General features: G+C 65.2%; 12 protein-coding genes. 10 read left to right on the top strand and 2 right to left on the bottom strand.

Annotated features, from left to right (window positions below):
- Nucleotides 1-183 precede the first annotated feature (183 nt).
- Nucleotides 184-1,281, top strand: coding sequence for a Glu/Leu/Phe/Val dehydrogenase dimerization domain-containing protein (locus tag ABE093_RS08115; protein WP_430760375.1), 1,098 nt, complete (start codon nt 184-186; stop codon nt 1,279-1,281).
- Entirely contained in the window at nt 1,281-2,438 is a 1,158-nt protein-coding gene (locus ABE093_RS08110; RefSeq protein WP_430760374.1) for an isovaleryl-CoA dehydrogenase, read from the top strand. Before ABE093_RS08115 ends, ABE093_RS08110 begins: the two co-directional genes overlap by 1 nt.
- A 71-nt stretch (nt 2,439-2,509) precedes the next feature.
- Here ABE093_RS08110 and ABE093_RS08105 read toward each other — a convergent pair whose 3' ends face one another.
- The gene (locus tag ABE093_RS08105) at nt 2,510-5,395 is read right to left on the bottom strand and encodes a S8 family serine peptidase (protein WP_430760373.1); all 2,886 of its coding nucleotides are present in this window, start codon (nt 5,393-5,395) and stop codon (nt 2,510-2,512) included.
- A 238-nt stretch (nt 5,396-5,633) separates the two neighbouring features.
- On the opposite strand from ABE093_RS08105, the gene ABE093_RS08100 reads away from it, so the two are divergent.
- From ABE093_RS08100 to ABE093_RS08065, 8 genes are all read left to right on the top strand, one after another.
- Complete coding sequence (locus ABE093_RS08100) at nt 5,634-6,809, top strand: thiolase family protein (RefSeq protein ID WP_430760372.1); 1,176 nt, start codon at nt 5,634-5,636, stop codon at nt 6,807-6,809.
- Between the two features lie 151 nt (nt 6,810-6,960).
- A complete protein-coding gene (locus tag ABE093_RS08095; RefSeq protein ID WP_430760371.1) occupies nt 6,961-7,329 on the top strand; it encodes a hypothetical protein in 369 nt (122 codons plus the stop codon).
- A gap of 107 nt (nt 7,330-7,436) precedes the next feature.
- On the top strand, nt 7,437-7,853 hold the full coding sequence (locus ABE093_RS08090) for a hypothetical protein (protein ID WP_430760370.1): 417 nt from the start codon (nt 7,437-7,439) through the stop codon (nt 7,851-7,853).
- Between the two features lie 129 nt (nt 7,854-7,982).
- Complete coding sequence (locus ABE093_RS08085) at nt 7,983-9,590, top strand: carboxyl transferase domain-containing protein (protein WP_430760369.1); 1,608 nt, start codon at nt 7,983-7,985, stop codon at nt 9,588-9,590.
- 97 nt (nt 9,591-9,687) lie between these two features.
- Entirely contained in the window at nt 9,688-10,257 is a 570-nt protein-coding gene (locus tag ABE093_RS08080; RefSeq protein WP_430760368.1) for a bactofilin family protein, read from the top strand.
- A 2-nt stretch (nt 10,258-10,259) separates the two neighbouring features.
- Nucleotides 10,260-10,625, top strand: coding sequence for a hypothetical protein (locus tag ABE093_RS08075; protein ID WP_430760367.1), 366 nt, complete (start codon nt 10,260-10,262; stop codon nt 10,623-10,625).
- 466 nt (nt 10,626-11,091) lie between these two features.
- Nucleotides 11,092-12,291: an aminotransferase class I/II-fold pyridoxal phosphate-dependent enzyme gene (locus ABE093_RS08070; RefSeq protein ID WP_430760366.1), complete on the top strand. Its 1,200-nt coding sequence runs from the start codon at nt 11,092-11,094 to the stop codon at nt 12,289-12,291.
- Nucleotides 12,292-12,316: 25 nt separating this feature from the next.
- The gene (locus ABE093_RS08065; protein ID WP_430760365.1) at nt 12,317-13,300 is read left to right on the top strand and encodes a malate dehydrogenase; all 984 of its coding nucleotides are present in this window, start codon (nt 12,317-12,319) and stop codon (nt 13,298-13,300) included.
- 69 nt (nt 13,301-13,369) lie between these two features.
- Here ABE093_RS08065 and ABE093_RS08060 read toward each other — a convergent pair whose 3' ends face one another.
- Nucleotides 13,370-14,116, bottom strand: a complete 747-nt coding sequence (locus ABE093_RS08060; protein ID WP_430760364.1) for a hypothetical protein — start codon at nt 14,114-14,116, stop codon at nt 13,370-13,372.
- Nucleotides 14,117-14,120: the final 4 nt, after the last annotated feature.

Genomic DNA, 14,120 nt, shown 5'->3' with positions numbered 1-14,120 from the left:
CCTTCCACGCACCAGTGCGGCAGCGAATGTCAACCCTGCATTCATCCGCCACCCGTGCGCCCGCGAATGCCCGCCCCTGCGGGAAGGACTAGAATATGCCGCCCTCGCCGACCGGCGTCGGCGTCGTTCCCCACCCCCGGACCCGCACCGGCCATGGTTGTCGGCGCACATCGGAGTTCATGCATGATTTTCGAAACCCTCGACACCACCGGCCACGAGCAGATCGTTTTCTGCCACAACAAGGATGCCGGGCTCAAGGCGATCATCGCCATCCACAACACCGTGCTTGGTCCCGCACTGGGCGGCACGCGCATGTGGCCTTACAAGAGTGAAGACGAGGCGTTGAACGACGTGCTGCGACTGTCGCGCGGCATGACCTACAAGAACGCGGTGGCCGGCCTGAACCTGGGCGGCGGCAAGGCCGTGATCATCGGCGATCCTGCCAAGGACAAGTCGGAAGCGCTGTTCCGCGCCTTCGGCCAGTTCGTCGAATCGCTGGGCGGCCGCTACATCACCGCCGAAGACGTCGGCATCGACGTCAACGACATGGAATTCGTGTTCCGCGAAACCGAGTACGTCACCGGCGTGCACCAGGTCCACGGCGGTTCGGGCGATCCCTCGCCGTTCACCGCCTACGGCACCCTGCAGGGCCTGATGGCGACGCTGCACAAGAAGTTCGGCGACGAGGAAGTGGGCAAGCACTCCTACGCCGTGCAGGGCCTCGGTCACGTCGGCATGGAGTTCGTGAAGCTGCTGAAGGAGCGCGGCGCCAAGATCTTCGTCACCGACATCAACAAGCAGCTGGTCGACAAGGCCGTCAGCGAATACGGCGCGGAAGCGGTCGGCCTCGACGAGATCTACGACGTCAACGCCGACGTCTACTCGCCCTGCGCACTGGGCGGCACCGTCAACGAGAAGACCCTGCCCCGCCTCAAGGCCAAGATCATCTGCGGCGCGGCCAACAACCAGCTCGCCACCAACGAAATCGGCGACGAGCTGCAGCGCCGCGGCATCCTTTACGCGCCCGACTACGCGGTGAACGCCGGCGGCGTGATGAACGTGTCGCTGGAAATCGACGGCTACAACCGCGAACGCGCGATGCGCATGATGCGCACCATCTACCACAACCTCGGCCGCATCTACGAGATCTCCGAGCGCGACGGCATCCCGACCTACCAGGCCGCCGACCGCCTCGCCGAAGAGCGCATCAACGCGATCGGCAAGCTCAAGCTGCCGATGGGCCGCGGCAGCGCGCGCTTCAAGGGCCGGATCCGCCACTGATGCGTATTCCAAGCCTGGGTGAAGACATCAATGCACTGCGCGACGCGGTTCGCCGCTTCGCCGAGGCGGAAATCGCGCCGCGCGCCGCCAAGATCGACGAGGAGAACTGGTTCCCGCAGGACCTGTGGCCGAAGCTCGGCGAGATGGGCCTGCTCGGCATGACCGTACCCGGCGAATTCGGCGGCAGCGAGATGGGCTACCTCGCCCACATGGTGGCGATGGAGGAAATCAGCCGCGCCTCCGGTTCGGTCGGCCTGTCCTACGGCGCGCACTCCAATCTTTGCGTATCGAACCTGTACGCCAACGGCAACCAGGCGCAGCGCGAGAAATATCTGCCCAAGCTGTGCAGCGGCGAATGGAAGGGCGCGCTGGCGATGAGTGAGCCGGGCGCCGGCTCCGACGTGGTCGGTTCGATGTCATGCCGCGCCGAACTGCGCGACGGTGTGTGGATCGCCAACGGCAACAAGATGTGGATCACCAACGGTCCCGAAGCCGACGTGCTGCTGGTCTACATGCGCACCGCGGGCAAGGACGCCGGCAGCAAGTGCATGACCGCCTTCATCGTCGAAAAGGGCATGAAGGGGTTCAGCACCGCGCAGAAGCTCGACAAGCTCGGCATGCGCGGCTCCAACACCTGCGAACTGGTGTTCGAGAACTGCGAGATCCCGCAGGACAACGTGGTGGGCGAAGTCCACCACGGCGTCAAGGTGCTGATGTCCGGCCTCAATACCGAACGTCTGGTGTTGAGCGGCGGCCCGCTCGGCCTGATGCAGGCCGCGCTCGACATCACCTTGCCCTACCTGCGCGAACGCAAGCAATTCGACGCCGCGATCGGCACCTTCCAGCTGATGCAGGCCAAGGTCGCCGACATGTACACGGCGCTGCAATCGAGCCGCGCCTTCGCCTATTCGGTCGCCCGCGATTACGACGAGGGCCGCAAGAGCCGCGTCGATGCCGCGGCCTGCCTGATGCATGCGTCGGAAGCTGCAGTCGACGTGACGCTGGAAGCGATCCAGGCGCTCGGCGGCAACGGCTACATCAACGAATTCCCGACCGGCCGCCTGCTGCGCGACGCCAAGCTCTACGCGATCGGTGCCGGCACCAACGAAATCCGTCGCATGCTGATCGGGCGCGAGCTGTTCAACGGGCAGAGTTGATGCATCTCTCGGGCATCCAATGAAAAACGCGGCCAATGGCCGCGTTTTTCATTCCGGTTGGTAATGACCGTTCAGAACGCACGCTCGTAACGTGCCATCCACGTCCGCGCATTGCCCAGCGAGCTATTACGCTGGCTCAGGTCGAAGCGGAAATGCGTCCGCACCGACGGATCGAGATTGAAGCCGAGCCCGAACAGGCTGCCCTGGCGTGCCAGACCCAATCCGCTCACCGGCATCCACTGATCGACGCCGGTGAAGCTCGCCATCAGCGTGTCGTTCCCATGCAGCAACTGCTGAAACTCGCCACGTGCTTCAACTCCGACACGCCAGCCATTCGCCAGGCGCCAGTCGCGGCTCATGCGCAGCCCCGCATAGCCCTGCCAGCGATCGTTGCGCCAGGCATTCGCCTGCAAGCCGAAACCGGAAGCATCGAATTCGCGGAACCCTTCGTTGCGGATCGATGCGTACTGCGTTCCGACATATGGCGTGAGCGCCAGGCCGGAGAACGCGAAGCGGTAGCCGCCCTCGACATTCGCGAATGTGTAACTGCCGCGCTGCAGGGCACTCGCGCCTTCATTGTCGAGGCCAAGCTGGAGCATCCGGTCGGTGCGGCGATCGAAACGGCCGGCGCCGGCGCTACCCAAGGCAAACCAGCCGCCACGCCACAACCCGGCATACATCTGCGCTTCGGACTGGTGACCCTGGGCGCGATCGCCCAACGCGCTCATCCAGCCATTGAGCCGCGTCTGGCTCATCGCCATGCCAACCACCGCGTTCTGACCGATGCGCTGGTCGTAACCCGACATCTGGCCATCGACATTCATGCCGAGGCTGTTCAATCCCGACTGCGCCAGCGTGCCATCGCGCTGCAAGTCCTGCGACCACGCGCCTTTCAGCAGGGCATCATCCGACAGATTGGCGAAGCGGCGATCGAGTGCGTGGCGACCGGCATCCAGCGATTCCAGCGTCATCGTCGCCGAGGCCGCCTGCAACTGTCCGGACAACGACGACAGCGTGCGTTCGGCGACACGCGCGTCCGGCGATTGCTGGATCGCTGCCGCGCCGTCGATGAAACCGGTCGGGATGGCGCCAGTGCCCTTGGCGATCTGGCCATCGATCGCCGTCATCGCGCTTTCGACGCGCGTCGCCGAGGCGACTGCCGTCGTCGTCAGGCCCAGGCCCGCGGCCGCGGCACTCACGTTGATGCGATTGATGTTGAGGAAGGCGTTATTGGGGTCGTAGCTCACCGTCGCATCGAGGAACACGTTCGGCGCCGCCTTGACACTGGCGAAGGTGCCCGAGAGTCCGCCGTTGGCCTTCAGCAGCGTTTCCTTGGCTTGCGTGGTGTAGTTGCTGCGCGTTCCCAGCAAGCTGAGTTGTCCCGCGATCGACGCCGTGCCATTGACCTGCAGCGGCGTGCCCAGCCAGATGCCGAGATTGCCGCTGGCGCCCTGGGTGTAATTGCCAACGATGGTGGCGCCGGAATCGCGTCCGTTGATGAAGAACCCGGAATTGCTCACCGTCTTGCCGAAGGTCCCGCTGGCAAAGACGCTGGCGCCGGACGAAATCGACAGCGCCGAATTGGCCAACCCCTGGCGAACATCGAGCGCACCACCCTGCACCTGCGTCGCGCCGGTATAGGACTGCGCCTGGGTCAGCGACAGCGTGCCATCGCCCTGCTTGATCAGGCCGCCCGCGCCAATGATCGAATTGCGCCAGATGGAACTGCCGGAGAACGAAACGGTGACATCGCCCCAGGCGAAATTGCCCGGACCGTTCGCTGCCTTGCTGACATCAAGCAGGCCCCAGCCGAATACCGGATCGACGCCGGCCGCGCCAAGATCCTTCGCGGTGCCGAGCAGCGTCTGCCGCACTAGGTCGTTGTTGAAATACGGGAACTGCGCCCAGACCACGGCGGCCGCACCGCTCACCTGCGGCGCCGAGAACGAGGTGCCGCTGCCGTTGTAGAGGCCGTATGCGGAGGACGAGTTGTAGTGCTGCGCGACCACGACGTCGCCCGGCGCGACCAGGCAATAGTTCATCGCGACGCCGCACTGCTGCGAATAGGAGGTGAGCTGCGTCGGATTGTTGGGGTCGAGCGCGCTTACCGTCAGCCAGCCTTTCGCCAGCGTCGCGTCGCCTCCATCCATGCTCGGCAGCATCGCGTTATCCGAAGGATTCGGGCGCAGGCCTGCGGTGGCGCCGTCGTTGCCGCTGGCGAACACGATCAGGCCGCCGCGATTGACCACGAAGTCCTTCCATGCCGTCTGCAGTTCGAGCGACAGCGCGGGATCGTTCCAGTACAAGCCGCCCCAGGAATTGTTGATGATCTTGGCGCCGGCGTTGGCGAGCTCCGTGTTCCTTGCCTGGAAATAAGCGCCATAGCCTTGGCCCGCGCCAATCGGATTGCCACCCTGGCCGGTGCCATCGTCCACCGGCGGAGCGTCGTTGATGATGCGCGACGAGATGACGGTCGCGCCCTGCGCCACGCCGCCCTGCCAGGTGGACGTGCGCACGACGTTGTTGTTGGTGTCGAGGTAATTCGCCGCCATCGGCTTGCCCGCCGCAAGCGACGCGACGATGGTGCCGTGACCGACCACGTCGTCGACGGCGGTGTTGTTGGTTGCGGGATCGATGCTGATGTATTCCGGCAACTGCACGCGGCCCGCCAGCGCCGGGTTGTTGCGGTCGATGCCGGTATCGAGGAAACCGATCTTGATGCCGGCGCCGATCTTGCCCGCGCCCAACGCGCCGGCATCGTTGATCAGCACATGCATCTGCGCGAGATTGGGGTCCGAAAAGGTCGCGGGCGCCGGTTCGGCGGCGATGCTCGGCGGCGTGATGTTGGTGAGGGTGGAATCGTTGGCGATGGTCGGAGTGAACGGCGGCGGCACCGTCGTCCCCCCCGAACCCGACGATTTCGTTCCGCCCCCGCCCCCGCAGGCGGTCAGGGCCATGGACGATATCGCCAGGACAATGGCGGTCGACAACGCGTGACGCGGCGGAATCATCATTGCTACCTTCCCTCCGAAGGGGTATCCGGGCATGCCCGGAACGTGATCGATGTTGCGAATTTGTAGCGCGACGGGATGCGCGATGGCAAGGCGGGAATGCGAGGCGAATGCTTAATGCGTCGCAGGCCGCCACCGTCTGGGCGATAATCGAGGACTGTCCCCCCTTCCAGACCGGAACCCCATGTCTGACATCGTCATCGTTGGTGCCAAGCGCACCGCCATCGGCTCCATGCTCGGCCAGTTCACTGGCGTCCCCACGCCGACCCTCGGCGCGACCGCCATTGCCGCTGCAGTCGAAGCCGCCGGCGTCCAGCCCGATGCGATCGACGAAGTGATCATGGGCTGCGTGTTGCCGGCCGGCCTCGGCCAGGCGCCCGCGCGCCAGGCGGCGCGCACTGCCGGCATCCCCGACAAGGCCGGCGCCACCACCATCAACAAGGTCTGCGGATCCGGCATGAAGGCGGTGATGCTCGCCCACGACCTGATCAAGGCAGGCAGCGCCAACGCGGTGATCGCCGGCGGCATGGAGTCGATGACCAATGCCCCGCACGTGCTCAACGGTTCGCGCACCGGCATCCGCTACGGCAGCGCCGAATTCCTCGACCACATGGCATGGGACGGGCTGACCAACCCGGAAGACGGCAAGGCGATGGGCGTCTTCGGCGACGCCACCTGCAAGGCGCTCGACTGCAGCCGCGAGGAAGTCGATGCCTATTCGGCGGAAAGCGTGCGCCGCGCCCAGGCCGCGATCGCATCCGGCGCCTTCAAGGCCGAAATCGCCCCGCTGACGGTCAAGGGCCGCAAGGGCGATGTCGTGGTCGACGCCGACGAAGAGCCCGGCAAGATCGACATCAGCAAGATTCCCGGCCTGCGCCCGGCCTTCGGCAAGGAAGGCACGCTGACCGCCGCGTCTTCTTCCAAGATTTCCGATGGCGCCGCCGCACTGGTGGTGATGTCGGCCGATGCCGCCAAGGCAGCCGGCGCCAAGCCGCTGGCGCGCATCGTTGCCCACGCCACGCATTCGCAAAAGCCCGAAGAATTCACCACCGCTCCGATCGAAGCCATCCGCAAGGTGATGGAAAAGGCCGGCTGGTCGGTTGGCGATGTCGATCTGTTCGAAGTCAACGAAGCGTTCTCGGTTGTCGCGATGGCGCCGATGAAGGCGCTCGGAATTCCCCACGACAAGCTCAACGTCAACGGTGGCGCCGTTGCCCTCGGCCATCCGATCGGCTGCAGCGGCGCGCGACTGCTGGTGACGCTGATCCATGCGCTGCAGGCCCGTGGCGCCAAGCGCGGCGTGGCCTCGCTATGCATCGGTGGTGGCGAAGCCACCGCCATGGCTGTTGAATTGGCGTGAAGACGGGACTGAAGCTGCTCTAAATCCGCCCCAACGCAATCGGCAAAAAAACCGGCCAAGGTTCTTGACACGGCTCAGCATTGGGTCATGATGGGACCCAACGCGCCATCGTTCGCGTTACCCACCCACTCACGAGGATCCCGACATGACCATGAACAAGGCTCTCCTGGCACTGGCCATGGGTATCGCGCTCTCCGCTTGCTCGAATTCGCAGCAGGCCAGCGATGCCGCCGCCGACGCCAACAAGGCTGCCAGCGCTGCCCAGCAGTCCGCTGACCAGGCCGCTGCCACTTCCGGCGCCAACGCTTCGACCGCCCAGGCTGCCCAGGCCGGTGCCGACGCCGCCGCTGCTGCTGCCGACGCTGCTTCCAAGCAGGCTGCCGACGCCGCTGCCGCTCCGACGGCCGCCGCTGCCGACGCTCACGCCGACGCCGCTGCGGACGCCGCCAAGGCTGCTGACAAGGCCAAGGACGCTGCCAAGCAGGGTGCCGACGCCGCCAAGGCCGAAGCCAAGAAGTAATCGATCGGTAACCACGATCGCGAGAGGCCGCCAGCTTGCTGGCGGCTTTTCGGCAACAGAGTTCCAACCGCTGTAACTCCACAACCGAAATATCCGAGGACATTCGAATGAACCTGAAGATCGCTGCTCTCTTCGCCGCCGCTACCCTGGCCCTGGCCGCTTGCAAGCCGGCCGACCAGGCTGCTGACGCCGCCAAGCCGGCCGACGCCGCTGCTGCTCCGGCCGCCGCCGACGCTGCCGCCAAGCCGGCTGACGCCGCTGCCGCTCCGGCCGCTGCTGCCGACGCCGCTGCTGCCGCTGGCGACGCCGCCAAGGCCGCTGGTGACGCCGCTGCCAAGGCTGGCGACGCTGCCGCTGCTGGCGCCGACGCTGCCAAGGCCGCTGGTGCCGACGCTGCCCACGCTGCTGCCGGTGCCGCCGGCGACGCCGCTGCCAAGGTCGGCGACGCCGCCAAGGCCGCTGGTGACGCTGCCAAGGCCGCTGGCGACAAGGCCAAGGCTGCTGCCGACGCCGTCAAGAAGTAATCCATCCTTCCAGGATGTGATCCGAAAGGCCCGCGCAAGCGGGCCTTTCTTTATGGCCCGTCGCCCGCGCAAGCGGGCCTTTCTTTTGCCAACAGGTATCCTGTCGGCCTCGTTCGTGCACTACTCGCCATGCCCGTCATCAAGTCACAGATCGATTCGCGTTCCCCCGAATTCACCGCAACCGCCGCGCACCATCAGGCATTGGCGGACGAACTGCATGCGCGCCTGCAACGCGCCGCGCAAGGCGGCGGCGAAGCCGCGCGACGCAAGCACACCGAACGCGGCAAGCTGCTCGCACGCGATCGCATCGATGCCCTGCTCGATCCCGGCTCGCCCTTCCTCGAGCTCAATGCGCTCGCCGCCGAGGGCATGTACGACGATGCCGCGCCGGCTGCCGGCGTCGTTACCGGCATCGGCCGCGTCATGGGCCAGGAAGTGGTGATCGTCGCCAACGACGCCACCGTCAAGGGTGGCACCTATTTCCCGATGACGGTGAAAAAACACCTGCGCGCGCAAGAAGTCGCGCGGGAGAACCATCTTCCCTGCGTCTACCTCGTCGATTCCGGCGGCGCCTTCCTGCCATTGCAGGACGAAGTCTTCCCCGATCGCGAACACTTCGGCCGGATCTTCTACAACCAGGCGCGGATGAGCGCCGACAACATCCCGCAGGTCGCGGTGGTAATGGGCAGTTGCACCGCCGGTGGCGCCTACGTGCCGGCGATGTGCGACGAATCGATCATCGTCAAGAACCAGGGCACGATCTTCCTGGGCGGTCCGCCGCTGGTGAAGGCCGCAACCGGTGAAGTGGTCGATGCCGAAGCACTCGGCGGCGCCGATGTGCACACCTCGGTGTCGGGCGTTGCCGATCATTTCGCCGAAGACGACCACCACGCGCTGGCGATCGCCCGCGACATCGTCGCCACCTTCAATCGCAAGCGCGCACTGCCGGTCGAACTGCAGGCGAACCGCGAACCGCTCTACCCCGCCGACGAGCTCTACGGCATCGTGCCGCAGGACACCCGCAAGCCCTTCGACATCCGCGAAGTGATCGCGCGCATCGTCGACGGCAGCGAATTCCAGGAATTCAAGGCGCGCTACGGCAAGACGCTGGTGACAGGCTTCGCGCATATCCACGGCTGTCCGGTCGGCATCGTCGCCAACAACGGCATCCTGTTTTCGGAGAGTGCGCTCAAGGGCGCCCACTTCATCGAGCTGTGCAACCAGCGTGGCATCCCGCTGGTGTTCCTGCAGAACATCACCGGCTTCATGGTCGGCAAGAAATACGAGAACGCCGGCATCGCGAAGGACGGCGCCAAGATGGTCACCGCGGTCGCGTGCTCGTCGGTGCCGAAGTTCACCGTGGTGATCGGCGGCAGTTTCGGCGCAGGCAATTACGCGATGTGCGGACGCGCCTATGGCGGACGCTTCCTGTGGATGTGGCCCAATGCGCGCATCAGCGTGATGGGCGGCGAACAGGCCGCGAGCGTGCTGGCGACGGTGCGCCGCGATGGCATCGAAGCCAAGGGCGGCCAGTGGAGCGCGGAAGACGAAGACGCGTTCAAGGCGCCCATCCGGCAGCAATACGAAGACCAGGGCAATCCCTATTACGCCACCGCGCGATTGTGGGACGACGGCATCATCGATCCCAGGGACACCCGTTGCGTGCTCGGGCTGGCATTGGCGGCATCACTGAATGCGCCGATCGAACCGGCGCGCTTCGGCGTATTCAGGATGTAGGTTCGTTTCACCACGCAAGCGGCTGATTCAATTGCAATCGAGCCGTGGTATGGTCGGTGGCCCCAGCAGCACAGCTGCCCTTTCCCCCGAGGTGATCATGGCAATCTGGAAAGACCCGACCCAGCCGAAAAAGGACACGGCACTTTTCCCGCAAGCGGAGCCGTCTCCGGCGGCTGCGCCGATCAATCCGACCCGCAACGAAACCGCGAGTGCTGCCATGTCCGCCAATCCCGAATCGATCTCCCCCGTCCGCGCCGTCCCCGCTTCCTCGCCCGCGATGAAGGAATCGGTCATCGCCAGCGACCTCACCATCGAGGGCAAGATCCAGGGCGCCGGCCACGTCCGCATCGCCGGTCGCTTCAAGGGCGACGTCGACGTCAAGGGCGACCTGACCGTTGAACAGGGCGCCAAGCTCGATGGCAGCGTCAAGGCCGACAAGGTGATCGTGGCCGGCGAGCTCGACGGCAACATCCATTCCGCCAATCGCGTCGAACTGCTCGCGACCTGCGCGATGAACGGCGACATCAAGGCCGACACCCTGACCGTCGCATCCGGTTCGCGCCTGCGCGGCCGCGTCGAATGCGGCAACTGGGACAACGCGCCGGCGAAGCGTGACAACAACAGCGACGACGCCACCAAGCGCGAGGCCAACAGCACCTCGGTATGAGCATGAGCCTGCCGCGCGCGGGAACCGTGCCGAAAGCCGGCGAGATCGGCGCGACGCGCGCTTGTCCGCACTGCAAGGCGACCATCCTCGAAAGCGCGCCGGTCTGTCCGGCGTGCAAGGGGCATTTGCGGTTCGGCGAAGCGTCGATCCGCAAGGCGCTCGATCGTCCGCTGGCGATCGAGGGCACGCTCTCGCAGCCGCCGGGCGGCGTACCGATCGAGTACTCGGTGGTGATCGCGATCCGCAACGAACGCGGCGAGGAAGTCGGTCGACACGTCGTCGGCGTCGGCGCCATGCATCCGGGCGAAAGCCGCACTTTCAGCCTGGCGGTGGATGTGTTCGCCAGCACGAAGGGAAAACTCCGCTAAGCAGACGCTGCTGGCGTCATCGCGAAAAGCTTGCCCGGCCCTGCGCCTTTAGCGGTTATCCGCTGTGTCCGACACGCCGTGAATCCATCCATGGAGGCTCTCCGCCGCATCCATGCGGCGGAATGGTCGGCCACAGCGGACGAACCGCACGGCGCCGCCGGTGGCAGGCTTTTCGCTTCTTCCTTGGAGCAACAACACGCGCGCGGAAGTGGGGCGCCACTCCGATGCGCGGGCATTGCGCCGCATGGATGCGGCGCATGAGCCTACATGGACGTATTCACGGCGTCCCGCACGGCGGGCAGGTGACCCGCGCACCAGTGCGTGCCGACGGAGCCCCAACGCGCGCCGCAGCCCTTGATCCACATGGGTTTGAGTGATGCTGCAATGCGGCAGCTGTGCTAACATTTTTGGCTTCCGAAGGCGAGATTTCCGCCTTCCCGACAGGTGAATCCGGAGACCGTTCCCCATGCCTCAACTGTCCCAGCGCATCGGCCGCGCCAAGCCCAGTGCCATCATGCAGGTGGCCGAGAAAGCCAAGGCGCTGAAAGCCGCCGGTCGCGACATCATCAGCTTCTCGATCGGTGTTCCGAACTTCCTGCCGGGCCAGCATGTGTATGACGCCGCGCGCGACGCGCTGTCGCACGACAGCGGCCAGTACGGCAGCAATCGCGGTTCCGATGCGCTGATCGCCGCCTTCCTCAAACACATTGAGCAGGTTGGCCTGACCGGTTACACCGCGGCCAACTGCGCCACCGGCATCGGCGCCAAGCACGTGATCTACAACCTCGCCGAAGCGCTGCTCGACGAAGGCGACACCATCGCCTTTGCCGCGCCGTACTGGACCAGCTATCTCGACATCGCCGACATCGTCAACGCGAAGATCGACCTGCTGGAATGCCCGCCGTCGCAGGACTACAAGCTGACGCCGGCGCAACTCGACGCCGCATTGGCGAAGAAGCCGCGGGTGTTCCTGTTCAACAATCCGAACAACCCGACCGGCATGGTCTACACGAAGGACGAGATCAGCGCGCTCGCCGACGTGATCGTGAAGCATCCGGACACCTGGGTGATCACCGACGACATCTACAACCGCATGGTGTTCGACGGCATCGGCTACCACAATTTCGTGCAGGCGCGTCCGGAACTGAAGGAGCGCGTGATCTTCATCGATTCGCTGTCCAAGACCTACGGCATGCCCGGTTGGCGCGTCGGCTTCATGGCCGGCCCGGAAACGGTCGCGAAGGCGGTGGTGACGATGAATTCCAACCACATTACCAACCTGCCGGAAGTGACCACCGCGGCGGCGATCGCCGCGCTCAGCGGCCCGCAGGACGTGCCGACCGAGAAGTGCACGGAATTCCAGGCCAAGCGCGACCAGGTGATGGCGGTGATGAACGCGATTCCAGGCGTCGTTTGCCCGCGTCCGCAGGGCGCGTTCTACGTGTTCCCGGACGTCAGCGCCTATTTCGGCAAATCGCACGGCGGCAAGGTGATCGCCAACGACATCGACCTGTGCAATGCGCTGCTCGAAGCCAAGGGCGTGGCCTGCGTGCCGGGCTCGGCCTTCGGCGAACCGCGCGCGCTGCGCATCAGCTACACCTGCCCGACGCCGCAGCTGGCGCCCGGCCTGCAACGTTTCCAGGAATTCTTCGCGGAATTGTCCTGAATCCCCCAAACATCGGAGTACACACATGAAAGCACCCGTTCGCGTTGCCGTTACCGGCGCCGCTGGCCAGATCGGCTACGCCCTGCTGTTCCGCATCGCTTCCGGCGAAATGCTCGGCAAGGACCAGCCGGTCATCCTGCAGATGCTCGAGCTGCCGCTCGACAAGGCGCAGGCCGCGCTCAAGGGCGTGATGATGGAGCTCGAGGATTGCGCGTTTCCGCTGCTGGCCGGCATGGTCGGCACCGATGATCCGGAAGTCGCGTTCAAGGACGCCGACTACGCGCTGCTGGTCGGCGCCATGCCGCGTGGCCCGGGCATGGAGCGCAAGGACCTGCTGCTGAAGAACGCCGAGATCTTCACCGTGCAGGGCAAGGCGCTGAACAAGGTCGCCAGCCGCAACGTCAAGGTGCTGGTGGTCGGCAATCCGGCCAACACCAACGCCTACATCGCCATGAAGTCGGCGCCGGACCTGCCGGCGAAGAACTTCACCGCGATGCTGCGCCTCGACCACAACCGCGCGCTGTCGCAGTTAGCGAACAAGGCGAATGTCGCCGTCGCCGACATCAAGAAGCTGACCGTGTGGGGCAACCACAGCCCGACGATGTATCCGGACTACCGTTTCGCGACCGTCGATGGCAAGTCGCTGAAGGACATGATCAACGATCAGGACTGGAACGCGAATACCTTCATCCCGACCGTCGGCAAGCGTGGCGCGGCGATCATCGAGGCGCGTGGCCTGTCGTCGGCGGCATCGGCGGCGAACGCGGCGATCGATCACATGCACGACTGGGCGCTCGGCAGCAACGGCGAGTGGGTGACGATGGGCGTGCCGTCCGACGGCAGCTACGGCATTCCGGAAGGCATCATCTATGGCGTGCCGGTGATCACCGCGAACGGCGAATACACCCGCGTCGAAGGTCTGGAAATCGACGACTTCAGCCGCGCCGCGATGAACAAGACGCTGGCGGAACTGGAAGAAGAGCGCGCTGGCGTGGCGCATCTGCTCTGAATCTTCCAGGATTGAGAATCGAAACAGAAACGCCGGGGAAACCCGGCGTTTTGTTTTTCACGCACTGATTCAGCGATGCGCGTGCTCGAGGCAGAGCACGCGGTTCCAGCTGCACAAATCATCGACCAGTTGCGTTTCATCGGCGAGGATCTTCGCCTTCTCGGTTTCACCGACCATCTGGATGAAATAGCTCTGCTCGGCATTGCCCTGCCGGTCGACGAACGGCCATTGCAGGCTGGCACGGTCCGCGAGATCCGGTTTGGCCGCGATGTCGTCATTGGTGACGCCGGGGGCGTAGAACATCAGGTGTGGCATCGCCATGGTGTGCAGGGCGAAGTCGGGCGGTCCCTTGGCGCGCATCAATGGCGCGACCATGTAGGAGAGGCCGGCTTTCGACGGCGCACGGTAGATCTTCGCGCGATAGCGGCGTTCCACTTCGCTCTTGATCGCGGCGGCTGTCTTGCCGTCCGCGCGCAAGGTGGCGACATCCATGATCACCTTCAGCAGCGTATCGCTGCCGGCCTTGTCGTAGCACAGCGGAACGAAGACGTCGTCGCGCAATTCGTTCCATTCCCAGACGGTGCGCTCGACCAGGCAGTCCACGCCGTTCGTGCCCTGGCGCGACAGTCGATAGCCTTTCGCCGGATCGAGCAGCCAGACCGTTGCGCCCTCGCGCAGGGCAGGCGGCAACGCGCTGAGCGCGAAACGCGTCTCGAGTTGCGCCGGCATCGGCGCGAGCCGCGATTCATCGGCATAGGCGGCCGGCGATGCCATGCACGACAGGACCAATGCTGCGAGAAAGATTCCCGATTTCACGACA

The organism is Solilutibacter silvestris, assembly GCF_050574925.1.
Taxonomy (GTDB): domain Bacteria; phylum Pseudomonadota; class Gammaproteobacteria; order Xanthomonadales; family Xanthomonadaceae; genus Solilutibacter; species Solilutibacter silvestris_A.
The sequence above is the reverse complement of the archived record's forward strand: the minus strand, read 5'-3'. Positions and strand labels throughout refer to the sequence as shown.

Excerpts from the sequence above, each read along its gene's own strand:
- ABE093_RS08065 (WP_430760365.1), top strand. The coding sequence starts at position 12,317 with ATGAAAGCACCCGTTCGCGTTGCCGTTACCGGCGCCGCTGGCCAGATC.
- ABE093_RS08085 (WP_430760369.1), top strand. The coding sequence starts at position 7,983 with ATGCCCGTCATCAAGTCACAGATCGATTCGCGTTCCCCCGAATTCACC.
- ABE093_RS08095 (WP_430760371.1), top strand. The coding sequence starts at position 6,961 with ATGAACAAGGCTCTCCTGGCACTGGCCATGGGTATCGCGCTCTCCGCT.
- ABE093_RS08080 (WP_430760368.1), top strand. The coding sequence starts at position 9,688 with ATGGCAATCTGGAAAGACCCGACCCAGCCGAAAAAGGACACGGCACTT.
- ABE093_RS08110 (WP_430760374.1), top strand. The coding sequence starts at position 1,281 with ATGCGTATTCCAAGCCTGGGTGAAGACATCAATGCACTGCGCGACGCG.
- ABE093_RS08115 (WP_430760375.1), top strand. The coding sequence starts at position 184 with ATGATTTTCGAAACCCTCGACACCACCGGCCACGAGCAGATCGTTTTC.
- ABE093_RS08100 (WP_430760372.1), top strand. The coding sequence starts at position 5,634 with ATGTCTGACATCGTCATCGTTGGTGCCAAGCGCACCGCCATCGGCTCC.
- ABE093_RS08090 (WP_430760370.1), top strand. The coding sequence starts at position 7,437 with ATGAACCTGAAGATCGCTGCTCTCTTCGCCGCCGCTACCCTGGCCCTG.
- ABE093_RS08105 (WP_430760373.1), bottom strand. The coding sequence starts at position 5,395 with ATGGCCCTGACCGCCTGCGGGGGCGGGGGCGGAACGAAATCGTCGGGT.
- ABE093_RS08075 (WP_430760367.1), top strand. The coding sequence starts at position 10,260 with ATGAGCCTGCCGCGCGCGGGAACCGTGCCGAAAGCCGGCGAGATCGGC.
- ABE093_RS08070 (WP_430760366.1), top strand. The coding sequence starts at position 11,092 with ATGCCTCAACTGTCCCAGCGCATCGGCCGCGCCAAGCCCAGTGCCATC.